17 protein-coding genes are annotated in these 26410 nt (G+C 68.3%); 3 read left to right on the top strand and 14 right to left on the bottom strand.

Features of this window, described 5'->3' with window-relative positions:
* Positions 1–9 precede the first annotated feature (9 nt).
* Genes E1182_RS01455 through E1182_RS01420 form a run of 8 tightly spaced genes read right to left on the bottom strand, consistent with a single transcriptional unit; the run spans position 10 to position 9596 of the window.
* Positions 10–987 carry an alpha/beta hydrolase gene (locus E1182_RS01455; protein WP_132260780.1) on the bottom strand — a complete coding sequence of 326 codons (978 nt, stop codon included), beginning with the start codon at positions 985–987 and terminating at the stop codon, positions 10–12.
* Positions 974–1879 carry a TauD/TfdA family dioxygenase gene (locus tag E1182_RS01450; RefSeq protein WP_132260779.1) on the bottom strand — a complete coding sequence of 302 codons (906 nt, stop codon included), beginning with the start codon at positions 1877–1879 and terminating at the stop codon, positions 974–976. The genes E1182_RS01455 and E1182_RS01450 overlap by 14 nt, the downstream gene beginning before the upstream one ends.
* A 16-nt stretch (positions 1880–1895) precedes the next feature.
* Complete coding sequence (locus E1182_RS01445) at positions 1896–3251, bottom strand: thymidine phosphorylase (protein ID WP_132260778.1); 1356 nt, start codon at positions 3249–3251, stop codon at positions 1896–1898.
* Positions 3248–4528: an aspartate aminotransferase family protein gene (locus E1182_RS01440; protein WP_207921214.1), complete on the bottom strand. Its 1281-nt coding sequence runs from the start codon at positions 4526–4528 to the stop codon at positions 3248–3250. The genes E1182_RS01445 and E1182_RS01440 overlap by 4 nt, the downstream gene beginning before the upstream one ends.
* Positions 4525–5307, bottom strand: coding sequence for a thioesterase II family protein (locus E1182_RS01435; protein ID WP_132260777.1), 783 nt, complete (start codon positions 5305–5307; stop codon positions 4525–4527). The genes E1182_RS01440 and E1182_RS01435 overlap by 4 nt, the downstream gene beginning before the upstream one ends.
* Positions 5304–7232 (bottom strand): non-ribosomal peptide synthetase, encoded by a 1929-nt coding sequence (locus E1182_RS01430; RefSeq protein WP_207921213.1) that lies wholly within the window; start codon positions 7230–7232, stop codon positions 5304–5306. Before E1182_RS01430 ends, E1182_RS01435 begins: the two co-directional genes overlap by 4 nt.
* Complete coding sequence (locus tag E1182_RS01425) at positions 7229–8428, bottom strand: DegT/DnrJ/EryC1/StrS family aminotransferase (RefSeq protein ID WP_207921212.1); 1200 nt, start codon at positions 8426–8428, stop codon at positions 7229–7231. The genes E1182_RS01430 and E1182_RS01425 overlap by 4 nt, the downstream gene beginning before the upstream one ends.
* A gap of 16 nt (positions 8429–8444) precedes the next feature.
* Positions 8445–9596, bottom strand: a complete 1152-nt coding sequence (locus E1182_RS01420) for a Gfo/Idh/MocA family protein (RefSeq protein WP_132260775.1) — start codon at positions 9594–9596, stop codon at positions 8445–8447.
* Between the two features lie 442 nt (positions 9597–10038).
* Between E1182_RS01420 and E1182_RS01415 the strand changes: the two genes are divergently transcribed.
* Positions 10039–12036 carry a translation factor GTPase family protein gene (locus tag E1182_RS01415; protein WP_243705967.1) on the top strand — a complete coding sequence of 666 codons (1998 nt, stop codon included), beginning with the start codon at positions 10039–10041 and terminating at the stop codon, positions 12034–12036.
* 62 nt (positions 12037–12098) lie between these two features.
* On the top strand, positions 12099–14006 hold the full coding sequence (locus E1182_RS01410) for a phosphoribosyltransferase family protein (protein WP_132260774.1): 1908 nt from the start codon (positions 12099–12101) through the stop codon (positions 14004–14006).
* An 18-nt stretch (positions 14007–14024) separates the two neighbouring features.
* Here E1182_RS01410 and E1182_RS01405 read toward each other — a convergent pair whose 3' ends face one another.
* The 5 genes from E1182_RS01405 to E1182_RS01385 all read right to left on the bottom strand — a co-directional run bounded on the left by E1182_RS01405 (position 14025) and on the right by E1182_RS01385 (position 21771).
* A complete protein-coding gene (locus tag E1182_RS01405) occupies positions 14025–14750 on the bottom strand; it encodes an HAD family hydrolase (protein WP_165942465.1) in 726 nt (241 codons plus the stop codon).
* A 120-nt stretch (positions 14751–14870) separates the two neighbouring features.
* Positions 14871–17693 carry a glycoside hydrolase family 3 C-terminal domain-containing protein gene (locus tag E1182_RS01400; RefSeq protein WP_132260772.1) on the bottom strand — a complete coding sequence of 941 codons (2823 nt, stop codon included), beginning with the start codon at positions 17691–17693 and terminating at the stop codon, positions 14871–14873.
* A 77-nt stretch (positions 17694–17770) separates the two neighbouring features.
* Entirely contained in the window at positions 17771–18802 is a 1032-nt protein-coding gene (locus E1182_RS01395; RefSeq protein WP_132260771.1) for a ParB N-terminal domain-containing protein, read from the bottom strand.
* Positions 18803–19552: 750 nt separating this feature from the next.
* Positions 19553–20515: an N-acetylglucosamine kinase gene (locus E1182_RS01390; RefSeq protein WP_132260770.1), complete on the bottom strand. Its 963-nt coding sequence runs from the start codon at positions 20513–20515 to the stop codon at positions 19553–19555.
* The gene (locus E1182_RS01385) at positions 20512–21771 is read right to left on the bottom strand and encodes a 6-phospho-beta-glucosidase (RefSeq protein ID WP_132260769.1); all 1260 of its coding nucleotides are present in this window, start codon (positions 21769–21771) and stop codon (positions 20512–20514) included. Before E1182_RS01385 ends, E1182_RS01390 begins: the two co-directional genes overlap by 4 nt.
* Positions 21772–22244: 473 nt before the next feature.
* Here E1182_RS01385 and E1182_RS01380 point away from each other — a divergent pair, with 473 nt between their 5' ends.
* On the top strand, positions 22245–23435 hold the full coding sequence (locus E1182_RS01380; protein WP_132260768.1) for a glycosyltransferase family 4 protein: 1191 nt from the start codon (positions 22245–22247) through the stop codon (positions 23433–23435).
* Positions 23436–23578: 143 nt separating this feature from the next.
* Here E1182_RS01380 and E1182_RS01375 read toward each other — a convergent pair whose 3' ends face one another.
* On the bottom strand, positions 23579–26407 hold the full coding sequence (locus E1182_RS01375) for a glycoside hydrolase family 3 C-terminal domain-containing protein (RefSeq protein ID WP_132260767.1): 2829 nt from the start codon (positions 26405–26407) through the stop codon (positions 23579–23581).
* Between the last annotated feature and the right edge of the window lie 3 nt (positions 26408–26410).

The following is a 26410-nucleotide window of genomic DNA, read 5'->3' as shown; positions in this document are numbered from 1 at the left end:
GAGCCGTTCTCATCCTGTCTGGTTGAGGAGCCGGCGGAGCCAGGAGAGCCGGGCCGCCTCTGCCGCCCGGGACACCTCCGCCTCGGGCACCCACTGGTCGAAGCTGTGGAACGCGCCAGACCACACGTGCAGCTCGGTGGCGACCCCCGCCTGGCACAGACGCATGGCGAACAGCATCGCCTCGTCCCGCAACGACTCCACTGCGCCGACGTCGACGAACGTCGGTGGAAGACCGCGCAGGTCGGATGCGCGGGCAGGCGCCGCATAGCAGGACACGTTGGCGCCGCCCTGCCGGTCCCCGAGCAGCGCCCGCCAGCCGGTCCGGTTGGATCCGGTGTGCCAGAGGCCCACGGACTCCATCTGGTGCGCCGACTCGGTGTCGCACCGGTCGTCGAGCATCGGGCATTGGAGCATCTGCCCCAGCGGCCGTGCGGTGCGCCGGTCTCGGGCGAGCAGCGACACCCCGGCAGCGAGACCCCCACCGGCGCTGTTACCGCTGACGACGATGCGGCGGGGGTCGATGCCCAGCTCGTCGGCGTGCTCCACGATCCACCGCAGTGCGGCGTGGCAGTCCTCCACCGGGGCCGGATCGGGATGCTCCGGGGCCAGACGGTACTCGATGGCGAGGACCGACAGCCGCAGTGCCTCGGCCCGCCGCAACTCGCCACCGAGGTCGGCGCACCGCGCATCGCCGGCCACCATGCCGCCACCGTGAATGTTGAAGATCGCGGGATGTGGCTCGCGCGCGGCCGTGTTCCGGCAGACCAGCAGCCTCATCGTGCCGTCGCCGCCGGCCGCCGGCAGGTCGAGCCATCGCACTTCGAAGGCGCCGCCACGACGGATCTCGTCGTCGGTCATCCCGGTCGCTGCGGTTCGGGCCCGCCGGTCGGGGATGCTCTCGAGCGTCAGGGGCGGTAGGTCGGCCAAGATGGCCCGCAGCGGATTGGCCAGTTCCGCGTCCAACGGAGGAGGGCTACCGACCGTCATCGCCGGAACGGTCCACGCGGGGATGACGCAGGTGAAGGCTGCGCAGGAGACATCGGCGTCGACCGGGCCCGTCGCGATAGGCGTCGCGTCCGTGCGAGATCCGGGTGTTGTCCATGACGAGGGCCTGGCCGGCCGCGAGGTCGAAGCGCCGGATGAACGTGCTGCCGACCTGTCGCGCCTGGTGCAGGAACTCGGCACCGCGCGCGATGGCGGCGGCGTCGCTACCCTCCGGCACCGCCCAGCGGTCGGTTGCATCGACGCAGTACCGGCAGATCAACTGTTCGCCGTCCACCGCGAACACCGGAGTTTCCTTGATTTCCGAGGATCCGTTGAACGTGGCCTGGCGGACGAGGACTCCATGCGCTGTCAGCGCCCGAGCCGCCTCGGGATCGACGTCGAGGAGCTTGGTGAACGCGCCATGGGCATTGAAGAGGGTCGTTGTGCCGCCGTCAAGCCCCTGCGACTGGCACAGCAGGATCACCGACTTCACCTCGCCGATGTCCTGGAGGGTTCCATCGCAGTGCAGCTCCTGCCCGACGGTCGTTTCGAAGTGCGGATGAAGCGTGCCTGAGGTGTCGTCGACTGCGGGCGCACCTATCCGGGACACCGGGGGTGAGGAGTACCCGCCCCTGCTGTACAACGGTGGGACGAACGGCTCACCCAGATCGAGCGCCACCGCCAGTCGCTCAACGGTTTGCTCCGTCCACGGCCCCGGTGCGAACTGGGCGACCGCGAAGCCGTGGCGACGGTATCGCCGGACGATCTCCGCGACCGTGTCTGGCGAGATCCGGTCCGGATTGGCCGGTACCGGGGCCGGCGGGATGGAGTCGAACGTGATCGGCCGCGCGGCCGTTCCGGTGCGTAGCCTCTCCAGCGGGGTCAGTGTCGGCATACCAAGTCCCTTCCGCTCAGAAGATCTGATGCACCGCGGGCGGTACGGCGCAGTCACCGTCCCCGACGACGAACGCCTCCGCCAGAAGGGCCCGCGCGCCGTCGGCGTCACCGCTGTCGTAGTGCAGTTCCGCGAGCACGTCGCCGCGGCCGACGCGGTCACCGACCCGGTGGTGCAGTACCACGCCGGCGCCGTAGTCCAGCGCCGCGTCGTGAGTGAGCCGTCCGGCCCCGACGAGCAACGTGGCGCGCCCGACCGCCCGCGGTTCGATTCCGAGGACGACACCGGACTCGGTCGCGGTGACCAGATGTCGACGGCGCGCTGTCGGGAGCCGGGCCGGGTCGGCGAGTACCGTGGCGTCGGCACCCTGCGCCACGGCCCAACGTACGAACATCTCCCGGGCAGAGCCGTCGTCCACCACGCGTTCGACCATCGCGTCAGCGGCCGTGTCGGACAGCCCGGGGTCGACGCTCTGGAGCATGAGCCGGCTGATTGCCGCGCACAAATCCCAGAGGCCGGGGCTGCGCTGGCCACCGAGGACATCGAGCGCCTGCCTGATCTCCAGCGCGTTGCCGACGGCGGGACCCAGGGGCTGGCTCATGTCGCTGAGCACCGCACGGCTGGGCAACCCGAAGGATGCGGCGAGAGCCATCATCGTCTGGGTGAGCAGCACCGCGTCGGGCCGGTCGGGAATCAGCGCGCCGGCACCGGTCTTGATGTCCAGCACGAGGCCGTCCGCGCGGACGGCGATCTTCTTGCTGATGATGCTGGCGGCGATCAACGGAATGCTCTCGACAGTGCCGGTGACATCCCGCAGGGCGTACGTCGCACCGTCTCCCGGGGTGAGGTCGGCGCTCTGCCCGGTGATGACCATGCCCACCTTGCGAATCATCGGCACCAGTTCGTCGGTATCGAGATGCAGGCGTAGGCCCGGTATCGAACTGAGCTTGTCCAGCGTGCCGCCGGCGAAGCCGAGCGCCCGTCCGGTCATCTTCGCCACCGGCACGCCGCAGGCGGCCACGACCGGAACCACGATGAGGGTGGTGGTGTCGCCGACGCCGCCGGTGCTGTGCTTGTCCACGACGGGTGCGCCGATACCGGTGAGATCCAGCCGCCGGCCGTCGCGGATGTAGGCGCGGGTCAGGGCGGTCAGCTCGGATGTGGCCATGGTGCGGCAGGCGACGGTGGCCAGCCAGGCGGACATCTGGTAGCTGGGGATGCGTCCGGCGACGTAGTCGGTGACGACGCCTTCGATTTCCTCGTCGGTCAGGGAGGCGCCCCTGCGCTTGCGGTTGATCGCCTCCAGGACCCGCGCCGACGACCGGGCCGCCGTCGGATCCGCCGCCCGATCGGTGGCCGGTGTCGGGCTCATGCGGCCTGCTCCACCGCACGCCGCAGGCGTTCGAGAAGCGCCGTTGCGTCCGCGTCCCGCAGTGTGAGCGGCGGGACGGCCATGACCACCGCACCCTGGCGGCGCAGCAGCAAACCGTGCTCCGCGGCGGCGGCGACGGCGTTCGTCGCCGCGTTCTGGTCCTCGAACTCCAGCGACACGAAAAGTCCCAGTCCCCGTACGTCGGTGACGCGTCCGGTGCCGACCAGCCCACGGACTGACGCCAGGAGGCTCTCACCGAGATGCGCGGCGCGCTCGACGAGTTTTTCTCGCTCGATGAGCTCGAGGGTGGCGAGTGCCGCGGCACAGGCGATCGCGTGGCCCGACGTGGTCTGTCCGAAGCGCAGCCCGCCCATGAACGGATCACGATCGAAGGTCGCGTAGATCGATTCCCGCACGCTGACCGCGGCGATGGGCGCGTAACCGGCGGCGAGCCCTTTGCTGGACACGACGATGTCAGGTAGCACGCTGTCGTGCTCGAAGCCGAACATGCGCCCGGTACGGCCGTACCCGGTGGATACCTCGTCGAGGATGAGCAAGGCGCCGTGGTCGTCGCACAGACGCCGCAACTCGGTGAGGAACGTGGCGGGCAGTACCACTCCGCCGCCGACGTTGAGCAGCGGCTCGACTAGCACCGCGAGTGGTGGCAGATCCGGGTCGTCCGCCAGCGCAGCCCGGAAAGCGGACAGCAACGGCTCCAACGCCTCCGGAACTCGCATGTGCCGGGGCGCGAGCGGTAGGTCGACCCGGCTGACCGGCAGAGGGCTGTCGAACGGGTGCGCGAGGTGCGGTAGGCCCGACAGACTCCTGGAGACAACGGTGGAGCCGTGGTAGCCAGCCGAGAACGTGATCACCCGCGTCCGTGGCTGGCCCACGTTCTGCGCGTACATGGCGGCGATGAGCAGCGCCGCCTCGCACGCCTCCGTGCCGCTGTTGGTCAGCAGGGTCCGGGACAGCGCGGTGGGCATCAGCTTCGCCACGCCCTCGGCCACGGCGCCGGCGAGATCGTGCGTCGCCACGGACAGGTCGTAGCCGTGCAGGCGGGATGCCTGCGCGCTGATCGCGCGCGTGATGTCGGGCGCCGCGTATCCGCAGGTGAGATTCAGTGAGGATGCGTCGAGGAACTCGTGGCCGTCGACATCCGTGACATATGCGCCGGTGCCCTTGACCAGCATGGTGCGGGTGAGATCGGCGGCTAGCGGCGACCAGATGTGCCACAGGTGGCGACGGTCGCGCTGCCGCTTCGTCGTAGCGCTCACGATGCGTACCGGCTTTCAGGGGAATCGGATCCGGAGGGTTGCCTGCCGACGAGCGCCGGCCGTACGGCGTTCAGCACGTCGTACGGCGGCTCGTCGACGAGGTAGAAGTGGTCGCCGGGGACCATGTGACGCGCCACCGGCGCCACCGTCAGGGTGCCCCACGGTCGCAGGTCCGCATGGTCGTCCCGGTCACCGGTCAGCACCGTCACCGGAGAGTGCAGGATCGGGTCGGTGGACATCCGGTAGGCGTGGAACATCCGGCTGTCGGCGATGACGTAGGGCAGCACCAGTTCGCGAAACATGGGATCCTCCAGCATCTCGCGGCTGGTGCCACCGATGCTGGCGAGTTGCTCGATGGTCGCGCGCTCGTCGGTGTCTCCGCTGTCCGCCGGATCGGCTGGATCCGGCAGCGGTGCGTCGCGCGAACCGGATGCGAACAAGTGCCGGATCGTGGTTCCCGCGGCTTCGAGGGCGCGTGCCGTCTCCAGGGCCACCGCGGCACCCATGCTGTGGCCGAACAGCGCGATGGGCAGGTCCGTCCACGGTGCGAGCGCCTCCGCGATGTCGCGTGCCAGCCGCTTCAGGTCAGCCGGCGGCGGCTCCTCGATCCGTTCGGCCCGTCCCGGATACCGGACCGCGAGCACCTCGGCGCCTGGCAGATGAGCGGCCCAGCCGCGATAGAAAGTCGCCGACCCACCCGCATGTGGGAAGCACACGAGGCGGTAGGTCGGCGTCAGGCCCGACGCCCATCGTTGGAACCAGATCTCCGGATCATTCATCCGCTGCGGCCTCCTTTGGCCCGCTGTATCCGCGCGGTTCGTGCGGCCCGGGCGCGCTCCTGCGTGGTCGCGGTGCCGGCCGGGCCCGGAGAGCCCCCGTCGATGTAGGAGGCCTGCTCGGCGACGGTGGTGTGGCGAAACAAGGCCACGATGGATGGGCGTGTGCCAGTGTGGTGTTCCAGCGCATCTTGTAGCTGGAACATCGCCAGCGAGTGTCCGCCAAGGTCGAAGAAATTCACATCCGCCGGAACGTTGTCGATTTTCAACACCTGTGCCCAGGCCGCGCTCACCCGCGCGACCGTTCCGTCCTTTGCCGTGGGGCCGACCTGGGCCAGGTGGTCGTCGGCTGGCCCCGCACCGGCGGACCGGAGCGTCTCCGCGAGCCGGTCGCGGTCCACCTTGCCGTTGGGGGTGAGCGGGAACTGGGGCACCGTGTGGAAGGTGGCCGGCACCATGACGGGCGGGAGACGCTCGGCGAGATGCTGCCGTAGCGCGGTCTTCGAGGTCGGCTCCGCGGTGGTCACGAATGCCGTCAACTGTGTGGCCGCGGGATTGGGCAGCACGACAGCGTCCTTGACGCGCGGCACACGGCGCAGCTCGGCCTCGACAGCACCCAGTTCTACCCGGTGGCCGCGGATCTTCACCTGGTGGTCGCGGCGGCCGACGAAGCACAGCTCGCCGTCCGCGGTCCAGCGGACCATGTCGCCGGTGCGAAACATTCGGGCGCCGGCCTGCGGTGCGAACGGGTCGGGCAGGAAGGCCCGTGCCGTGGCTTCCGGCCGGCCCAGGTAACCGTCCGCGACGCCCGCCCCGCCGATGTACAACTCACCCTCTACGCCGGGTTCGGCGGGTCGTCCCTGTTCGTCGAGTACATAGAGGCGGGCGCCCGGAATGGGGTGGCCGATCGTGACCGGGCCCGGCGAGAGGTACCGCCGGTAGGTCGCGAAGACGGTTGCCTCGGTGGGGCCGTACTCGTTGACGAGCGCCACACCGGCGCGGTGGATGGCGAAGTGGCGCCGCAGAACCCGCTCTGGTAGTGGCTCACCGGCCACGATGACGGTGTCCAGGGTCGACAGCGGGCCGGCCGGGTCACTCTCGACAAGGTCCAGGATCTGTCCGTAGAGCGAAGGAATGCACAGCGTTCGGGTGACGCCGTGCTGGGCGATCAGGCCCACCAGTTGCTCGACGTCGCGCGTCTGCTCGGCGGACGCGACGATGAGGCGGCCACCCGCCGTCAGCGTCCCCCAGATACCGGCGACCGACGAGTCGAAAGCCAGCGGGGAGACCAGCAGGAACGTCGACGTGCCGGGATAGATCAGCTCGCGAGCTGTGGTGGACGCGGTTAGTTGGGCGTGGCCGACCACGACCCCCTTGGGCTCACCGGTGGTGCCCGAGGTGTAGATGACATACGCTGCGTCGCCCGTCGCGGCTGTCGCCGGTGCGCCTTCGGCGTGCAGTGTGGCGACGGCGAGGTCCTCGGTGGCGGCATGCCACGGCAACGCGCTGCCAAGCACCTCCCGCCCGCGGCCGTCGGCGACCACGGCGGACACGCTTGCGTCTGACAGGATCGCCTGGATACGCGCGTTGGGAAGCGACAGGTCGACCGGAACGTATGCGGCGTCGGCCTCCAGGACCCCGAGCAACGCCACGACCATGGCGATGGAGGGTTCGCAGACGACCGCCACCCGCCCGCCGGGATGGCATCCGAGGTTGGTCAGCTGGGCGGCCAGCCGGCGGGCACCGGGCCGAAGATCACCGTAGGTGAGTTCTCCGTCGCCGTCCTGCACGGCGACCGAGGCCGGTTCTCGATCCGCAACGGCCCACACCTGCCGGTGGACGGGCGCGGTGGCGGCCGGCAACGCGGGACCAATGCCCCGGGCCTCCGTGTTCTGTTCGGAACCGACGTGCGTCGACGTGCCGATCACTCGACACCCCGTCCGACCGGCGCCAGCCTTGCGCTGGCCTGCTGGGCTCGGCGTTCCGCGAGGTATCCGGCGATTTTGTCGGTGACCTTACCGACCGCCTCCACGTATCGGTCGTCCTCGTCCTCGAAGGCCCGCGGCGCGCAGGGCACCGAGATCTTGAACGTGTGGGCGGCCAGGTGCTCCGCGACCGGGTACGCGGCCCGCACACACGGCCGGTCGTAGGACGTCACGGGCGAGGTCGGCGCCTGGAACAGGTGCAGGGTGTGCAGCGGCGAGGTGGCCTTCGGCACGTCCATGTCCTCGAGGCCCTCGGCGTTGCAGGCGGCCACCAGCCAGTCCCGCCCGCCCGGCAGGACCTTCGGATCCACCTCGAACAGCAGCGCGTAGTGCGCCGACACCCGGCCGTCGCGAGACAGAGTGACCGCGGTGACACCGTCGATGCGGTGGAACAGTTCGGCCAGCCGCCGCGCGTAGCGTTGCTTGGCGTCGATCCAGTCCGTCAGCTCCGCGACCTGCGGCAGGGCGAAAGCGATGCCGAGTGGGTGCGCGCGGTACTTCAGGCCGTGGCCGGTGACCGCGTACGGGTACAGCGGCCCCTCGGGGTCCATCTCCTTCATGGCACGCTTGTTGAAGTGGCCGAGTAGTTGCGCCCGGTCGTACACATCCCGCCGGTCGGTGGCGAGGACGCCGCCCTCACCTGCCGCGATGAGCTTCTGGGTTTGCAGGCTCCACGCCCCCGCCGCGCCGAAGGTGCCGACCCGACGACCGGCGTAGGTGGCACCGTGCGCGTGCGAGCAGTCCTCGATCAGGTCGAGGCCGTGCCGGGACGCGAACGACACGACGTCGTCCATCTCGCACGGCAGACCCCACATGTGGGTGACGACGATCGCCTTGGTCCGCTCAGTGACCAGCGCGGCCGCGTGGTTGGTGTCGAAGGCTCCGTCGGGCCGGCAGTCCACGAGCACTGGGAGGGCGCCGAGCTGGAACAGGGAAGCGGCGGTGGCGAAGAAGGTATACGTCGGACACAGCACCTCGTCGCCCGGGCCTAGCCCGATGCCGTAGAACGCGGAGTGCAGCGCGGCGGTGCCGGAGTTCGTCACCAGGGAGTACGGCAGCGAGTGCCCCTCCGACCAGGCATCCTCGAACTCGGCGACCACGCCGGATCGGTCGTAGATCGACAGTCGACCGCTGGCCAACTGCTGGTTGACAGCCTCACACCAGTCCGGTCGTAGCTTGGGCCAGGGATACGCCGTCGGCTGGCCGAGAACCGGAATCCCGCCATCCAAGGCGAGCGTTGTAGCAGACACTGCACATCTCCTGGCACATCGGTTTGACGGGGGCTTGCTGGGCGATCGAGTGGTAGAGCGACTCGATGGTGGCGGTGATGTCCACGGCGGCGGCGAGCTCCTGCGCCACCACGGCTCGGTCTTGCAGACGCGCGACCGTGTCGACTAGGACATCCGCCGCGGATGCCCAGCCGCGGTCACCGGTGAGGTGCTCAACCCGGTTGTTCGACCTGTCGAAGCGTTCGAAGAGGTCTCGCCTCAGCGTGATGTGGCCCTTGGTGCCGTAGACCCGGATGGCCTCCTCCTTGGCGGCCTCGCACAGCGAGAGGCGGAAGGTCCCTGTCGTTCCGGTGTCGTACGTCAGGTTCGCAAGGACGGTTTCTTCGATTGTGTAACCTGCCGTCGGTATGAGCTTGGGTGCGGTGGTCGCGTATACGACGGAAGGAACTCCGAAGAACCAATGCAGGAGATCGACGATGTGATAACCCATGTCGATGATGGCACCGCCGCCCGCCGTTTCCGGGCTCGCTCGCCAGCCATCTTGGTAGGCGTCGGCGTTCAGTTGGTATGACGCATCGAAGTGCCTTATCTGGCCGAGCTCTGCCAACGCCTGCTTGGCGTGGAGATAGAGCGGATGATAGCGTCTCTGCACGCAGATGCGCACGTGGCCGTCGCGCTGCCAGATCAGATGGGCGAGTTCGTGCGCCTCAGCCAACGAGATGGCGAAGGGTTTTTCTTTCAACACCGGGATTCCGCGTAGGACCAGATCCTTGGTGACCTCGAAATGGGTGTGGTGCGGTGTGGCGACCACCGCCAGGTCGGGGTGTGACGCGTCCAGCGCCGCTGTCCGGTCGGTGAAGAAGGGCGGGCACGCGCGGCCACGCTTGCCCAACTCCTCGGCGAGCCGTCCCTGCGCCATAGGATCGACGTCGCAGGCGGCTACGAACTCGATGTTCTCCGAGAGGTCGACCAGCGCTGGGACGTAATCCTCCAACGCCCGCCGGCCGATGCCTACGAGGATGCACCGGACCTTCGGTGAACTACTCAATTGATCCTCCCCATGGACCGCGATGTTCACCGCAAGAATGCTTCGACATCCCCGTCGCCTATGACGCCAGGCTGACGACCGCCGAGCGGTAGTAGATGTGGGTGCGCGACATATCCGGAGGTGCAAACCGTCAGGTGCCCCACCTCGTCTGTCGCCAGAGGCTACCACCGTTCTTCGTAGATGGACGCCGATGGACTTCCGTCGTGCTTCCACATGCCGCCGGGCCGCTGGAGGCGATCGGTGGTTGTTCGACTGTGCAAGGTGCGCAGTTGCGCAAGGTGTGGACCGCCCCCGGCCCGAGGCGTGACGTGAACGCCTTGGTGACGTGCGGCAGAAGTTGCGGCGCCGTCGATCTGCTGATATGGCGAGCAAGTCGAAATCGCTTGCCTGACGGTATGGGATCGTCAAAGATGGTAGGGATGCGACCGGGACGAGAAGCTGGGCCTTGCCGTGGTGAGTCTTTGGTGGCGGGGTGCCGCGTGACCACGCGCAGCTCGTGAAAAGCCAGAGCCTCGGAATTCTCGCGCACGTCGACGCCGGAAAGACCAGCCTCAGCGAGGCGCTCCTTCATGAGGCCGGCGTGCTCGAGAAGGTCGGCAGCGTGGACGAGGGCACCACGCAAACGGACTCGTTGGCGCTGGAGCGCCAGCGTGGCATCACCATCCGGGCGGCCGTCGTGGCGTTCTCCGTCAAGGACGTGACCGTCAACTTGATCGACACCCCGGGCCACCCCGACTTCATCGCCGAGGTGAACCGATCGCTTGCCGTCCTCGACGGAGCGGTACTCGTCGTTTCCGCCGTCGAGGGCGTTCAGAGCCAGACAATCGTTCTCATGCGCGCGCTGCGCCGGCTCGCGATCCCCACCCTCATCTTCGTCAACAAGATCGACCGCGCGGGTGCCGATCCTGATCTGGTCCTGAACAAGATCCGCCAACGGCTTACGCCGGCCGTGGTGCCCATGGGCGTGACCCACGCCGCCGGGACAAGGGACGCGTCATTCGTTCCGTTCGACCGTGCCGACGAGCGCTTCGTCGATTTCCTTGTCGACACACTGTCCGACCACGACGAGTCTCTTCTCGAAGCGGTCGTGGACGAACGTCCTGGTCCCATGACGCCGGGCGCCCTGTACGCCAACCTCGCCGCACAGACCAGGCGCGGTCGAGTCTTTCCGGTGTTTTTCGGCTCTGCCATCACCGGCACCGGCGTCGGTCCGCTGATGGCGGCACTGCCGGAACTCCTTCCCGCCGTACGGGCCGACAGCGGTGAGCCGGCCTCGGGGCTTGTCTTCAAGGTCGAGCGGGAGCGACAGGGCGACAAGGTCGCGTACGTGCGGATGTTCTCCGGGGCTGTGCACCGCCGCCAACGGCTGCCCTTCGGGGCCGGCAACGAGGCGAGTGTGACCTCTGTCAAGACCTTCCAGCCCGGCGGCGCCGTAGACAGTAGCTCCGTCGTGGCGGGTCAGATCGCGAAGCTCTCCGGATTGACGGGCGCCAGGGTCGGCGACCCCGTCGGCACCACCCTGAGCCGGCCGACGGTTGATCTGTTCGCCCCACCAACTCTGGACACCGCCGTGGCACCGTGTGATCCGGCCCAGAAAGCCGCGCTGCACGCCGCGCTCACCCAGCTCGCCGAGCAGGATCCGTTTATCAACCTCCGTCAGGACGACTCACGGCAGGAGCTGTTCCTCTCGCTCTACGGCGAGGTGCAGAAGGAGGTCATCGAGCAGACGCTCGCCGCCGATTTCGGGCTGCGCATCGAGTTCCGTGAGACGACGACCATCTGCGTCGAGCGGCCAACGGGCAGCGGCAGTGCGGTGGAGCGGCTCGGTGGTGCCGACAACCCGTTCCCGGCCACCGTCGGCATCACGGTCGCGCCGGGAGCGGTGGGCAGCGGGATAGATTTCCGCCTCGCGGTCGATGTTTCGGCGATCCCACTCTTCGTCTACAAGACGGTTGACGCGTTCCGGGAGGCGATGGCCCGGTATGTCGCGGAAACCCTGCAACAGGGACTCGCCGGCTGGCAGGTCACCGACTGCATCGTGACCATGGATGACTGTGCCTACACGGCTCCGGGCACGTCTGCTTCAGATTTTCGCAAACTCACACCGCTCGTATTGATGGACGCGCTGCGACGGGCCGGCACGGTGGTGTGTGAGCCCATCCACCGGTTCCACGTCGAAGCGCCCGCGGACACATTCTCGGCTGTGCTGCGCCTGCTCGCTCAGCATCGCGCGATGCCCGAAGCGCCGCTGATGTCCGACACGTGGGTCTCCGTGCGCGGCAGTATCCCTGCCGCGGAGGTGACCGGCGTGCAGATCCAGCTTCCCGGTCGGACCCACGGTGAGGGAGTAATCGAGCTCCAGTTTGACCGATACGACCCCGTCGCGGGCCCGGCACCGACGCGACGCCGCTCGGACAAGAATCCGCTCAACCGCAAGGAGTACCTGTTGCGTGTCAGTGGGCGAATCTAGGTTCATTGGCGGAACACCACAGTTGAATTGACGCCTGTCGCTGCACCGTCTTAACTGGCCGGATGCCTCAATTCACCGCAGACGCCAGTCTGGACAGCCGTGCGGGTAGTGGCCCGTCTTGGTCGCGGTACGCGCACCTGCGTGCCGCAGCGGCCGCGGCGCTGACCACGTCCGAAATCACGACCGAGCTATACGAGCGGCTGTGCAGCCTGGAGCAGACCGTCTCAGACGTCGCCGCGGTGCTCGGTGAGGCAGGTGCCGGAGAGTGGTGGCGGCGATGTGGTGAGCCCCTGCGCGCTGCGTCGGTCGACGCCGCCGGCGCGCTGTGGTTCGACCGGGCGGTCGACGCCTCGTGGGCGGATGGCGTTCGACGTCTGATCACCGACCTCCCAACGGTGGACGATCTGAATACGCAGTGGCGGCGGCACGTGGCGGAAAGCGGGCGGCTGCCCATTTTCGAGTACCTGGACACGTGGCCCATCTGGCCCGAGTGCCTGAGCACCGAGCCGATTGACTGGCGCTCGTACGCGCGTCAGGTCGCGACCCTGCTCCGCACGGCTGCGCCGGAGCCCCGAGCCGTCATAGGCTTGCGCACCAGCGGAAGCTACCTCGGACCCATCTGGGCGGCCGCCATCCGTGCCGAGCACACGACGGCGGAGTTCCTCACCGTCCGACCCGTCCACGCCTCGCTTCGCGCCCGAATACCCGCGCTGCCGGCCATGCTGGACCACAAGCTGGATACCAACCGGCTGCGGGGCCGGCGCGTCGTTGTCGTCGACGATCTCGCGGGTACCGGCAGAACGGTCAGATCCGTACTGGACTTTCTCGCGTCCGAGGGCATTCCGCGGCACGAGATTTTTGTGTCGCTCTACCGCTGCTCATCTATGGCTGAACTAACCGGGAAACTCGACATCGCCGCACCGAATGTCCTCGTCGTTCGTGGAGGCCACATGCGTTGGCCTCAGGCCACTCACAAGGCGCCTGCGACAAAGACGGTGCATGGCTACTTCGAACGGCACCTGTCCCGGCGGTCGCAGCCGGCCGACGTGCTGGATGTCCGGCCGCTGGATTACGGCTACGCGCTGCGGTACGCGGCGACCATAACCGGCGCGGCGCCGGCAGACGTGGCGCCTTACGTGCACGGAGTGGTCCGGCACCGCCGTTACCTGCTGCGGATACGGTCGGAGGAGGGGGAGTCAACTCTGGTGGCCAAGCCGCTCGGATTCGGCTACTTCGCTGACGAGGAGCTGCGTCGGCTCTCGGTACTGCCACACTATCCGCGCCCCTACGGCATCGTCGGCGGATATCTCCTGTACGCCTGGGAGCCCGGCTCCCCGCTGCCGTTCCGCGACCGTTCCGGGCCGGGCCGCATCCATACAGCAGACCTCGACGCGGTTGCGGCGGTGGCAGCGTTCGCTGGCCAGCACGCTCCCGGTGGGACCGATCTGCCGCGGGAAGGTGCGGCGCTGCGGATCCGCGCCGTCGTCGAGGAGCTGCGCGAGCGAGGTGTTCGCGGCCTCCCGACCGCGGCCGAAATCATCGCCGCCGTCGACGAGGCGTGGGTGCCCGTGGTCGCGGCAGCACCGAACAACGGGCATTGGCATTATGTGCGGCGGCCAGACGGCGGGCTCCTGAAGCTGCATCGGGAGGTTGGCAACGTCCTGCGGCGCAGCGATCCCGCCGAGGACATCGGCGCGGCAGCCGTGGAACTGGACCTCACTCCGGCCGAGGTCGACCACATCGCGGACCGGTATGCCGTGTACTGCGGTGACCGCCCGTCCCGCGGGCGGCTGGCCTTCGGGATGCTGCAGCACGTCAGCCGGGCGTTGCGCGAGTTCGGATACTACCGCGATCACGTGGCCCGATGGATGGGCCGCCAGGTCCGAGACGGTGATGACGGCTTCACCCACCGGGAGCGCGAACTCGGAGGTGTGGCAAGTCTCGCCCGGCATCTGCTGGACGCAGCCTGATCGGCCGATCCCGGCCTGCTACGACGCCGCAGCACTGCCGACCAGCAGTGCGCTGAGCTGAGCCAGCGACGTCACCTCGACGTCGGGACAACGGTCGACCGGAGTCGGCCGCCCCGTGCGGTTCAGCCAGACGGCTACGAGCCCGGCCGCACGGGCCCCGCCGACGTCGTTGGTGAGTCCGTCACCCACGTGCCAGACCTCGCGGTGATCGGCGCCGATCCGATGCAGGGCCGCGACGAACAGGGCCGGGTCGGGCTTGGCGGAGCCGATCTCGCCGGAGATCGCGACGGCGTCGAACGCCGACCCGAGACCCAGGGCGCGGAGCTTGTCCCGCTGCACATCCGAGGGCCCGTTCGTCACCAGAACGACCGGGATCTGCATCCGAGCTGTCGTCGCGAACAAGCCAGGAACGTCCGGAAACAGACGGTACGCCGAGCGCGCGATGGCCTGGTATCGCTCCACCGCGAACTCGGCTGCCCGTTCTTCGGCGAGACCGGCCCGGCGCAGCGCCCGGCGCCAGGTCTCCCGGAGCGCTGCCTCGCCATTCATCTGGCCGAGCCAGCAGGGCAGCTCCACCTCCGGTCGTAGGACGGTCCACACGGCCGAGTACGCCTCGCGCAGTTGCGTCTTCTCGAGGGCGAATGACGACGCGAGCGCGGCGCAGGTGCCGTCGATCGCCAGAGCGGTGTGGGCGCCGTCGAGGAGGGTGTCATCGAGGTCGACCAGAAGCGCACGTGGGCGCACCAGGCGTGGCCGGCGTCGTGCGGCAGCCGACGTCGTGGGCTCATGGGGAAGTGGGACCGTGATCATCCTGGTGGCTACCTTCCACGCCGGGACCGGCTGACTGCTATCTGGCATGGTCGGTCAGGAGCGGTCGACGGGAACGGCCTGTTGCGGTGCGAACTCGTGTGCCGACCGATGCAGCGCGAACGATGCCAGCCGCGCAGGTGCCGAGAACACCAGATAGAGGTCGTGCCGGCCCTCGGCTGGGGCGAGCGGAGCTTCGACCGTGGCCCATCCGCGCAGGTCCGGCTCGACGACGTCGACGTCGCCGAGCAGGCGACCGTTCACCGGATGGTCGAGCCGAACCTCGATCCGCGCGCCGGGTTCACCGCCGCCCAGCCTGGCGACCACGCGGTCTACGCCTGCGCCGAGGTCCGCGTCGCGGAACAGTAGCCAGGCGCCCGGCTGGCTGGCGAGCACCGCCTCGCCTTGTCGCGGCGTCTCATCGATGATCCGCACTGCCTCGTAGTCGTCGAAGTCGACCGCGCGCACGAGCGCCGTGCTGAGGTCGCGCGGTGGCAGCTCGGGTGCCTGGACTGTGAGGATCGCAGTGCACTCGATCGCTGTCGCGCTTCGGCCGAGCATGAACTCGTAGCGGCCGGGGGCGATCGCGAACCGGCCGCGACCGACGTCCCAGAAGCTGAGGCGGTCTACGGCCAGCGAGAACTCGACCTGCCGCTTGGCGTTGACGGGCACCATGATCCGATCGAAGGCAACCAGTTCGCGCCGGGGGCGCGGCACCGGCGAGTCGAGCGCGCGAACGTAGAGTTGGACGACATCGTCGGAGTCGGCGGGGCCGACGTTGTCGATGACCCCGGTGATGGTCACCCGGCCACCGGGGGCGGCGACCGGCGGCTCGACGGCCAGGTCGCGGTAGCGGAACTCGGCATAGGTGAGGCCGTGGCCGAAGGCGAACAGCGGGTCGCGGTCCGAGTAGAGGTACGTCAGCCGGCTCTTGATGATGTCGTAGTCACGAATGTCGGGAAGGTCCTCGACGTCGCGCGGCCAGGTCTGGGGCAGTCGTCCCGCGGGACTACACACCCCCAAAAGCACATCCGCCAGGCCGTTGCCGAACTCCTGACCGCCGTGCGACGACCAAAGCAGGGCACGGGCACGCTCGGCGATCCGCGGCACGGCAACCGGGTGCCCGGTTACGAGGACGACCGCAGTGTGCGGGTTCGCATCGATGACGGCATGTGTCAGCTCCTCCTGCGCCGCCGGGAGGTTGAGGTCGTCGCGGTCCCTCATTTCTCTGCCGTTGATGTGCGGATAGGTTCCGACCAGGACGATCACGGCGTCTGCTGCCCGGGCAGCCTCGGCAGCCATTTCCGTGCCCCGGTGCACGACTTCCAAGTCCAGCCTGGTCGCCGCATCCGCGTCCGGGACCACGACCGCTAGGCCGTCATCGCCGATTGCCGCGTAGCGCCCGGTGAAATGATTCTGCAGCAGCCAGGAGGACCCGTCCCGGACGAGCCGGAAGGTCTCCATGATGTTCCAGTCGTACGGCTCCAGCTTGTCGCAGCGCAGTTGCTCTGCGCTGGTCAGAGACAGAAACCGGCCGTTGCCCACGGAGCGTAGACAGAGGCCGCCCTCGCCCCAGTCGAACACGTCGAAGCAGGCGGCGTCAGTGAGCTTCCCAGCGGCCACCCGCAGCGCGTCATCGCCGGATGCCACGGCGAGGTAGTCGCCGCCTGCCGCCAGCCGCAGGGCGATGCGGTCCAGGCCCGAGACGAACACCACCCGGGAGTCACCTACCTGAGACCGGAGGCCATCAAGCGGCGTGACCCGGTAGGGGGGGATGCCTCCGTACCAGTCACGACAGACCCGGTCGGCCAGCGGCCCGAGGACGGCCACCGTGCGGCCGTCCTCGGGGTGTAGCGGCAGCAGCCCGTCGTTCTGGAGCAGCACGATGGACTGGCGCATCGCCTCCCGCGCCAGGCGCTCGTGATCCGGCGTGTTCAGCCTGTTCGTCCCGGTCGGGGCGGGCGTCTGAAAAGCGTCGGTAAGCCGCAACCGCATCCGCAGTATCCGCCCGACGGCGGGGTCGATGTCCTCTTCGCTCAGCAGGCCGAGCCGGAAGGCGTCGTAGAGGGCGGTCATGGTGACTTTCAGGTCGTCAGTGAAGCTGTCGAGACCTGCCCGAAGGGCTCCCGCGAACCCCAGCGTGAAGTTCTCGTAGAAGTGACTTTTCTTGACGATGTCCGCCGACGCGTGGCCGTCCGCGATAATCACCACATCCGGGTCTTCTTCACGGAGAAGCCGTAGGTGCGGGCTGACGTGGTTGGGTCGACCATTTACCACGTTGTATGAGGGCATGACGGAGGCCACGACGCCGGCGCGGATCGGCTCCAGGAACGGCGGCAGGTCGTACTCATGCAGCACCCGCGGCCGTACACTGACGGACTCGCCGAACTTGTCGTTCTCGTGGTTGCTCGCGGTGAAATGCTTGAGGGTCGGTGCGACCCGCCACTGTGACGCGTCACCGCGCAGGCTGCGGCAGTACGCGACAGCCAGCGCGACCGTCAGGTGCGGATCTTCGCTGTACCCTTCCTCGTTGCGGCCCCAGCGGGGATCGCGGAGCAGATTGACCACGGGTGCCCAAAGGTTGCGGCCCAACCGCGGATCCGGCGGGTCGGCGGGCAGCAGGGCTTCCAGTTCCGCCAGGATGACCGAACCGATGGCGCCCATCAGGTCTGGGTTCCAGGTCGCGGCGAGGCCCACCGCCTGCGGAAACACGGTGGTGGGTGAGGACGCCACCAGGCCGTGCACCGCCTCGCCGCCGGTGTGGAACTCGGTCAGTCCGAGCCGGTCCACCGCGGGCATTTGGCCGTACAACATGGCGATCTTCTCGTCCAGAGTGAGCTGCGCCAGGATTGCCTGGGCCCGGCTTTCAACGCTGGTCATACCTCACCTGTCTTCTCGACTCGTGCGGACTGGTCGACTGCCGGGCCTTCGCGCAACGGGCGCGCGTCACCGCCCGACTACGCGGTCGATCCGAGCTTGCGTTCGACTATCGAGGCGAATTCCAGCCACTGGGCGCCACAGTTACGGGCGGCCTTTGCGACGAGGTACCCGCAGTGTGGCGGCAACCCGCTCATCGCCTCTTCCCATCCGGCGGGTCCGGCGGCTCGCGCGTGGAGCCAGCGCAGCATCATGCGGCCTGATTCGCTGAACCTCAGCGACGGGTCCCTGGAAAGGCTCCGCAGCAGACCGGTCTGGTCCTGGACCGGTTCGGCGCAGCCGTCGGCGCAGGTGCATCCCGCCGCTGCGGGGCTCTGGCTCGGCTGGGGTTCCCTAGGCATGCGGCGGACCGGGGCGGGTGCGCGGTCGTCCCCGACAGGCTCGCCGCCGCGCCGCATCTTCGCGGGGACCGGGTCGTCGCCGCGACGCACGCGTTCACGTACGTCTCGGGCGGTGGCGAGTGAGATTCCGGCGCTCCGCGCGATCTCTCGAAGAGTCGCATCGGGCCGCCTGGCGATCTGTTCACTCGCCATCCGCCGGCCCTCTGCGCTGTTCAACGGTCGCACCCTGCCGTCCCGGCCGACCCGGGCAACCCCGTCCGCGTCCCCGACGGCGGTGCGGCGACGGATCGCCGCCACCGTTCCGGGCGCCAGCCCGGTGATGGCGGCGACGGCCCGGTCTGATCGCTGAGGGCTGGACTGCAGGATGCGCGTCGCGGCGGCCTCACGGTCGGCCAGCGACATCGGCAGGCCGTGTGCCTGGTTGGCGCGGACGGCCTCGATGAAAGCGCGCTCGTCGTCGCCTTCGAAGAAGCGAACCGCGATGGTGGCCTGTCCCCGGCGCTCGGCGGCCCTTAGTCGGTGATTTCCGTCGATGACGCGCATAGTGCGGCGATGTACGAGGATCGGCGGGAGCGGCATCTCCGTCTGCGTAAAGAACTCGATGTGGTCTTCGTTCTCTCCCGCTAAGCGAGGAGATTCGCCGCGTCGAAGCGCTTCGACAGGCACCAAAAAAACGTCCTGCTGCGAATAGTTTGATTCCTCCGAGCTCATTCGGCGATCCGATTGAGTGAGGCTGACTAAATGCCGCGGGCCATGTGCCGTCAATCCGCACCCCCATGTGTGTGCTGATCTGAACATGCGGAACGCATCGCGAGCCGCGACTCGTTCGTATTTGGATGATATACGTCCATCTGTCGTTGTCCAACCTCTCGATCATCGAAGGTTGCGGCCCGCAACGTTCACGCACAGTGATTTCTGAGGGCTCGCCGCTCGTCAACGAGACCGCCCGCATGGCCGTGTGGGGCGAACCTTCAACAGGTCCCAGCTGGTGGGGTGACCAGCGCGGAACGTATGGCGGTACCAGGCTGATGTCTGATGGTGGGGAAGACAGGAAAACTGCCGAGAGTAATTACGACACCGAACATGTGCCCGGAGCAACTTGTGCCACCTGGAACTGGTCGGTGTATGGTCGTGTCGGGCCGCGGTTTCACCTCGGCCAAGAGCCGTTGGCGCGGCTGGTCGCGTGCGCGGGGTGGATACGGCGGTGGAGACCGACTGCTGAGGGTTGTCTCGTTGCCCCGGCGCCTGTTCGGTGCGGCGATCGTCGAAGACGCCTGGGTGCGGGTCATTTCCGCAGCCCGCCCGGAGTGGATCTTTTCGTTCACCGGGGCTGATGCCCGCCCGGTTCCGAGAGCCCTTCTGGTATCGCCGACCTGCACCACACCGCCCGGCAGGGTGACCGGCAGCCCTGTTGCCAGGCAGGACCTTCACCGAGCTTCGAGACGTCTTTCAGTGATCTCTTCAGTCGGCCAGGGCGGCGTGTAAACGCTCGTGCGCGGCGGGCGGGGCGCCGAACCAGTCGAGGGCGTGCAGAGCGGCGCCGAGCACTGGCGGGCTGTGCACAACGGTCATTGTCGTTGTCGCCGGAAGCCCATTCCGGATGAGATCGAGCAACATTGGATGACGTGGTCGTATGACGCCGCCGCCGAGCGCGACGGTGTGCGGCGAGTCCAAGATGCTCAGCCGCCGGCCGGCCACCATCACCAGCGTGACGATCTCCTCGGCGAGCCGAGCCACGAGCGAGGCGCAGACGGCATCCCCGTCCGCCGCGTGTGTGAAGATCAGCGGGGTCAGCTCCTGACGCCGTTCGCCGGCGATCTGGCCGAAGTGAAACGCGGCGACCACCGCGTCCATGTCCGGCAGACCGAAGTGAGCCGGAACCGCGCTACCCAGCACCGTCGACGGCCCACGGCCGTCGTGCTCGCGCATGGCATGCCACAACGCCAGACTGCCCAGGCTCCACCCGCTGCCCCAGTCACCGGAAATTTCTCCGACCGACCAGAATCCGGTGGTACGCCCGTCCGCCGCGCGCGCCACGCAGTTGATGCCGGTGCCACAGACGACGCCGATCGCGTTCGGTGCCGCCGTCCCGGCACGGAGCACGGCGTAGGTGTCGTTGGCGACGCGGATCGAGCGCGCCCAACCGAGGCTGGTGACCGCCGAGGTCAACATCGTGACCTCGGGCGGGAAATCGGCGCCCGACAGGTAGCACTCGGCCCGGTCGAACACCGTGGTATCCGGTAGCCCGGAGCGAGCGAGCGCCGAGAAGACGAGCTTCCGCAGGCGCCGCAGCGCCTCCGGCAGGCCGATCATCTGATGGCAGGTGGACGGGCCCTGCGTGACGGCCAACAAACGCCCGGCTTCGTCGCCGATGACCACGTCGGTCTTCGACCCGCCGCCGTCGACCGCGAGGTAGAGCCTCATCGCGCCCACGCGAGGTAGTCGGCGTTGGCGGCTACCAGGCGGTCGGTGAGGGCGTCGGCGATGTCGTGCTGGCCCACGAGCGGGTGTGCGAGCAGCGCCCGGTAGACGCGGTCGCGTCCGCCATGGACCGCCGCGGCCAGCGCCAGTTCCTCGTAGCCAGCGACGTGGCTGATGAGCCCTGACATCTCGGGCGGCAGTGGCCGGATTCGCCGCAGTCGGGGTCCCCCGCTGTCGACGTCGCAGGTGCCCTCGACGACGGCCTCGTCCGGCAGGTGCGGGACCGTGCCGTTGTTGCGGACGTTGGCCACGTGTGGCCCCGGTGAGTTGCCGTTGAGCGCGGCGATCAGACCCACAGCCGCCTCGGAGTAATACGCGCCGCCGCGCTGGGCCAGCAGATCCGGCTTGGTGCTGACGCTCGGGTCGGCGTAGATCTCGAGCAGGGACTGTTCGATGGCGGCGACTTGGGCGCCGCGGGTGGGAGCACCGCGCTCCGCCTCGACCACGGCGTCGTGAAAGTAGAAGTAGCGCAGGTAGGACGAGGGAACCGAGCCGAAGAACGTCAGGAGTTCCGCCGGCAGCCCCACCTCGGCGGCCAGCGCGTGCGGGTGTGCCGAGAGCAGCTCGGGCAACCGGTCCTCGTCGTTGACAAACGCCGCACGAGTCCAGGTCAGGTGGTTCAGCCCGATGTGGTCGAGGACCACCTTCTCCGGTGCGACGCCGAGCAGGTTCGCGCAGCGGCGCTGTAACTGGATGGCGACGTTGCACAGTCCGACAGCCCGGTGGCCGGCGTCGAGCAGTGCCCGGGTGACGATGCCGACCGGGTTGGTGAAGTCGATGATCCATGCATCGGCCGCAGCCCGCCTCGCGGCGCGCTCCGCGACCCGCAACACCGCGGGCACGGTCCGCAGCGCCATGGCCAAACCGCCCGCACCGGTCGTCTCCTGGCCGACGCAGCCGCACTCCATCGGAAAGGTCTCGTCCGACATCCGCGCCCGCTGTCCTCCAACACGGAGCTGGATCAGGACCACGTCGGCGGCGTCCAGGCCCTCATCCGCCACCGTTGTCCAGGTGACCTTGCCCGGATGATCATGCTGCGCGAAGATCCGTGCCGCGAACCGGCCGACGACGCCGAGCCGGTCTGCCGCCGTGTCGACGAGGGCCAGCTCGGTCACCGGGAGGACGCTTCGGAGCCGGGCGAGCCCGTCCACCAACTCGGGTGTGTAGGTCGACCCGCCCCCGACCACCGCAATCTTCATCGTTCACCTCACTGGGGAACCAAATGGCTTGCCCCGGTCCGCGTGCAGGAGCGAACCGGGCGGTACAGGAACACCGTGTTGCCGTTGCCTGACGATAGGCGATCTGCGGACCTGCCAGAGCGCGGCGGCGAAGCGATTGTGCTGTCCCGCGGTGTTTAGTCGCTGATACAGTGGCGCCGATGGACAGCGTGGGCGTTTCGCATGGCGTCAGGCTCGTATCGAGGGTTTCGGCTACTGATTTTTCAGGTTCGACCGCTGCTGCCCGATGTTGCACATGACGGCTCGTAGGCCGTGCTGATCGACGTCCTGCGCCATTTCGGCGAAACCGGTGTTCGAGTGACGGTGTATTGCGGCACGCAACCGGACTGCCGGAAGCGTTCAACATCTTTCCCGGCGTCGCGGTGCGACCGGTCCTCGGTTTCAACAGCGGTCCGGGTGATCCGTACCCGACGCCCCCGTTTCGGCCGACCGCCATGGTCGACCTGCTGACTGAGGAGGTGAGGCGCCACGACGGGTTGTATGTGCACGACCTGAACCTGCGCTTCGGCTTCGTGCGCGCCGACAGACCGCTTGTCGGTGGCGTCTACGACTTTGTCTATCCGCACACCCTGGCTGGCACCATCGCGTTCGGTGGAGACCGTCTCGTGACGAACTCCGACTACATGGGCGCCTGCATCCGCGAGACTCTTCGTCGGCGTCGTTCGCTACCCGACCACGCGATCCGCGTGGTCAATACTGGGTTCGACACGACACGGTACCGGACGGGCCTGCGCGCAATGCGTGAACGGCTCGCTCTCGCCCCGGAGGCCATCGCGGTTCTGTTCCCACATCGCCTTGAGGAGAGCAAGGGCCTGCACGACGCGATCCGGGTCATCGCCGCCCTGCGAGAGCGTTTGTCGGCGGAAATGTTCGCGCGTCCGACTGCTCGTGCCAGTGTGGCCCGACAGGCCCGCCGGAGACGAGGCGTCCCCGCACACGCGTGCCTACACCGCAGCGAACGACGAGGCGGCAAGCTCGGCGTGCGACACAACCTGCACTTCCACGACTGGGTGCCACGGTCCCAGATGCCGCACTACTACTCCACGGGATCGGCCACGCTGTGCATAGGAAGCTTTCCGGAGGCATTCGGTAACGTACCCGTGGAGTCGATGCTCTGCGGGGTTCCCGCGATCGTCTCGCGGGTGGCCGCGCACCGCACGACCGTTCCGGAGGAGCTTGTCCGCAAGGTCGATCCGGGCGACGTCGACGCCGCCGCGGACCATCTGGCCGAGGTTATCGGCCGGCGCGAACGGGTGGGTGAGGATCTGCTCGACCAGCTACGCGGCCGTTATTCGCTCAGCACTGCGCTGCAAGGATACGCGGACGCGATTTTGGGATGCGGGCGCGATTCGGGCCCGACTTTCGCGACGCAGGGTGTGCTGAGCGCCGACGCCGTGCTGCGCATCCCGCCCTGGGCTGCCTGGCTGCGTAGCGGCTACTGCAACGACTACACCGGCTACTGCACCGACGCCACGCTTCTGTCGTGCCTTGACGACATCGCGGGCGGCGTCAGCGTCGGCAAGCTCATCAGGGCCCACGGCATAGCCGAGGCGGATATCGCGCGCTGGACGGCGGACGGCCTCGTCGTCGGCGAGCATCCGACTGCGCTGATGTCCGCCGCGTAACTGGCGCTCGACCTTCTCACCCTCACCGGATTCGGACTGCTCGTCGCCGCGCCGTCCTCGCCGCCTGATTCAACCCGGACGCTGCCGCGACGACGTCGCGTTCGCCATGTCTCCGTCACCGCACCGGTGGCGAGCAAAACGCCTCAGCGGATCTGCACCGTCGTCAGCCGGACGGCGCCGGTCGAGACGATGAAGATGTCCCCGCGCTTGACGTTTGCGGCCAGCGGAACATCGATGACGTCGTCGTCGGCATCCGCAACGACCGCAACGACGGCCAGGAGGTCACCCTCCGGCCCGTTCATCCGGATCTCAACCGCGGCCCAACCAGTCGTCGGACGGACGGCCCGCATGCGAAGGCGTTGCCCGCGGACGACGACATCGCGGAACACCAGCCAGGCACCGGCGTCAGCGCAGATCATGGTGGTCAAGCCGGTTTCGGCGTCGTCCTCCGGCCAGAAAGCGTGGTAGTCGTCGAAGTCGGACAGCCGGACTGGTTCGAGGTCCAGACGACGCGGCCCGACGGGGTCGGCACGCACCGTCAGGAGCCGCGTCGCCACGATGTCGGTCGACGATCGTCCGAGCATGATGTCGTAGTCTCCAGGCTCCACGACGAACTCGTGCCGTTCGACGTCCCACATGGCTAGCTCCTGCAGCGGGATGGTGAACTGTGCAGAGAGCGCGGTGCCCGCCGGCACGTGGACGCGGCGGAACGCGAGTAACTGGCGCAGTGCACGCGGATGGCGGGATTGCCGTGCCCTTCCGTACAGTTGGAGCACCTCGTCGCTGTCCACCGGCCCCGGGTTGCCCACCTCGACCGACACCTCAATCGGGTTTTCGACACACAGGATCGGACGCAGCAGGCTCATGTCGTACCAGAAGCGGGTGTATGTCAGCCCGTGTCCGAAGGAGAACAGCGGCTCGGCGTCCGAGTACAGGTATGTTTTGCGGCCCTTGATGATGTCGTACTCGTACATGTCGCCGAGGTCGGTCACGCGGCGCGGCCACGTCTGCGGGAGACGTCCGGCCGGCGCTCGAACCCCGAAGATGGCATCGGTCAGCGAGGTGCCCAACTCGGGCCCGGCGTGGCTGCTCCAGAGCATGGCCGGCGCCGCGGCGGCGATGTCCTCCACCGCCAGCGGATAGCTGCTGACCAGCGCCACGACGGTGGCGGGATTCGCGGCTGCGGCCGCGTGGACGACCCTCTCCTGGGACGGCGCCAGCCCGATCTCGGTGCGGTCCTCCGCCTCACGACCGTTGATCAACGGATGATTTCCCACGAACGCGACGACGGCATCCGCGTCGGCAGCCCCCTCACCGACTGCGGTCGCCCCGTCGGTGATCAGCTCTACGTGGAGAACGGCGGCGGTGTCGGCAGTGGCGGCCGCCACGCGCAGCACGCCGTCAGCGGCCGGCGGTGCCACGTAGTGGCCGGTGGACACGTCGAGCAGTACGGAACCGGTGCCGTGTGGCTCGAGCCGGAACCGTTCGCGGACCTGCCACCCTTCCGGCGCGAGCCGGTCGTTGACCACTGTTCGATTTGATCGGCTTCTCAGGAATCGTCCGTTGCTCTCCGCGCGCAGGCACAGCACATCGGAGCCCCAGTCGAACACGGCGAAGGCATGGGGGGCCTCGACGGCCGTCGCGGACTGCCATGTCAGCTCACCCCCCTTGGGCGTTGCGGGGGCCGCGATGTAGCGGTCCTGGCACCGCAGCGCGATCACGTCGACACCCTCAACCAGACTGACGCGGTCGTGGCCCAGCAGTGAGGTGACCGCCGCCACCGGTGTCCAGGCGCCGTCGAACTGCGGGCTGTACCAGTCGCGACACACCATGGCGGCGAGCTGACCGACAACCACCACCCGACGGGCTGCGGCGGGGTCCAGGGGGAGCAGGTCGTCCCGGTTCGTGAGCAGGACGATCGCCTCCGCCGCGGCACGTGCGGCGAGCTGACGGTGTGCTTGGGCGTCCACGACCTGCGACTCGCAGCCCGCGTCGTCGTTCTCCCGCGCGTCGAACTGGCCCCACCGCATGCGCATCCGCAGTAACCGGCCCACTGCGGCGTCGAGCATCCCCTCGGAGATCAGGCCGTTCGCCAACCCCTGGCGGAGGTTATCGGTGATGATGTCGCTGCGGTCGCCTTGGTCGACGAACAAATCCAGACCAGCCCGTACAGCGGCGGCGTACGCCTGGAGTCGGCTCTGGTACGACGGACTCTCGTCCATCGCGAGGAAGCTCGGTGCCCACGCGTCGGACATCACGACGCTGTCCGGATTCCAGGCGCGGACCTGACCGCGGATGTGCGGGCTCAGATGGTTGGGTACACCGTTGACGCGGCTGTAGGCGAGCATGACGCCGTCCGCGACACCGTCGACAATCGGTGTTTTGAACGCTCGCAGGTCGTACTCGTGCAGCACGCGTGGGCGAAGATATGCCGACCGGCTGCCGCGGCCGTTCTCGTGATTGTAGGCAAGGAAGTGCTGGAGAATCGGTGTGGTCGCCCGGTGTTGCCCCCCGGCCGAATCCGCATGTCCGGACAGTCCGCGGCACATCGCCGTGGCCAGCGCGGACGTTAGCACGGGGCACTCCGAGTAGCCCTCTTCGTTACGGCCCCAGCGAGGATCACGCAGCAGGTTGGTGACCGGACCCCAGATCGCCAACCCGACCTCTGGCCGCTGGTGGTGGTAAGCGCGGATCTCGGCCGCGATAGCGGCGCCAATGCGGGTGATCAGGTTTGGATTCCAGGTGGCTCCGAGGCCGACCGCCTGCGGGAAGACGGTCGCGCCTGGCACTGGGTCGGCCCCCCTGCGGACGGCGATTCCCCAGACGAGCGGCGGAATGCCGAGTCGCGGTATGCCGGGGGAGTACTGGTGCATCATCGCCAGCTTCTCCTCCAGCGTCAGCTGGGTAAGAAGGCTGCGGACACGCTCGGCGACCGGTAACGCGGGATTTGTGAATTCCGCTTCCGCGCTCACCGG

Origin of the sequence: Micromonospora sp. KC721 (assembly GCF_004348355.1) — a bacterium.
Lineage (GTDB): Bacteria > Actinomycetota > Actinomycetes > Mycobacteriales > Micromonosporaceae > Micromonospora.
Note: the sequence above shows the minus strand (reverse complement) of the source record. Positions and strands in the feature narration are given on the sequence as shown.

Bases quoted from the DNA above. Each gene is read 5' to 3' on its own strand.
- E1182_RS01455 (WP_132260780.1), bottom strand. From the start codon at position 987: ATGACGGTCGGTAGCCCTCCTCCGTTGGACGCGGAACTGGCCAATCCG.
- E1182_RS01450 (WP_132260779.1), bottom strand. From the start codon at position 1,879: ATGCCGACACTGACCCCGCTGGAGAGGCTACGCACCGGAACGGCCGCG.
- E1182_RS01445 (WP_132260778.1), bottom strand. From the start codon at position 3,251: ATGAGCCCGACACCGGCCACCGATCGGGCGGCGGATCCGACGGCGGCC.
- E1182_RS01435 (WP_132260777.1), bottom strand. From the start codon at position 5,307: ATGAATGATCCGGAGATCTGGTTCCAACGATGGGCGTCGGGCCTGACG.
- E1182_RS01410 (WP_132260774.1), top strand. From the start codon at position 12,099: ATGCCTCAATTCACCGCAGACGCCAGTCTGGACAGCCGTGCGGGTAGT.
- E1182_RS01400 (WP_132260772.1), bottom strand. From the start codon at position 17,693: ATGACCAGCGTTGAAAGCCGGGCCCAGGCAATCCTGGCGCAGCTCACT.
- E1182_RS01395 (WP_132260771.1), bottom strand. From the start codon at position 18,802: ATGAGCTCGGAGGAATCAAACTATTCGCAGCAGGACGTTTTTTTGGTG.
- E1182_RS01390 (WP_132260770.1), bottom strand. From the start codon at position 20,515: ATGAGGCTCTACCTCGCGGTCGACGGCGGCGGGTCGAAGACCGACGTG.
- E1182_RS01385 (WP_132260769.1), bottom strand. From the start codon at position 21,771: ATGAAGATTGCGGTGGTCGGGGGCGGGTCGACCTACACACCCGAGTTG.
- E1182_RS01380 (WP_132260768.1), top strand. From the start codon at position 22,245: ATGGTCGACCTGCTGACTGAGGAGGTGAGGCGCCACGACGGGTTGTAT.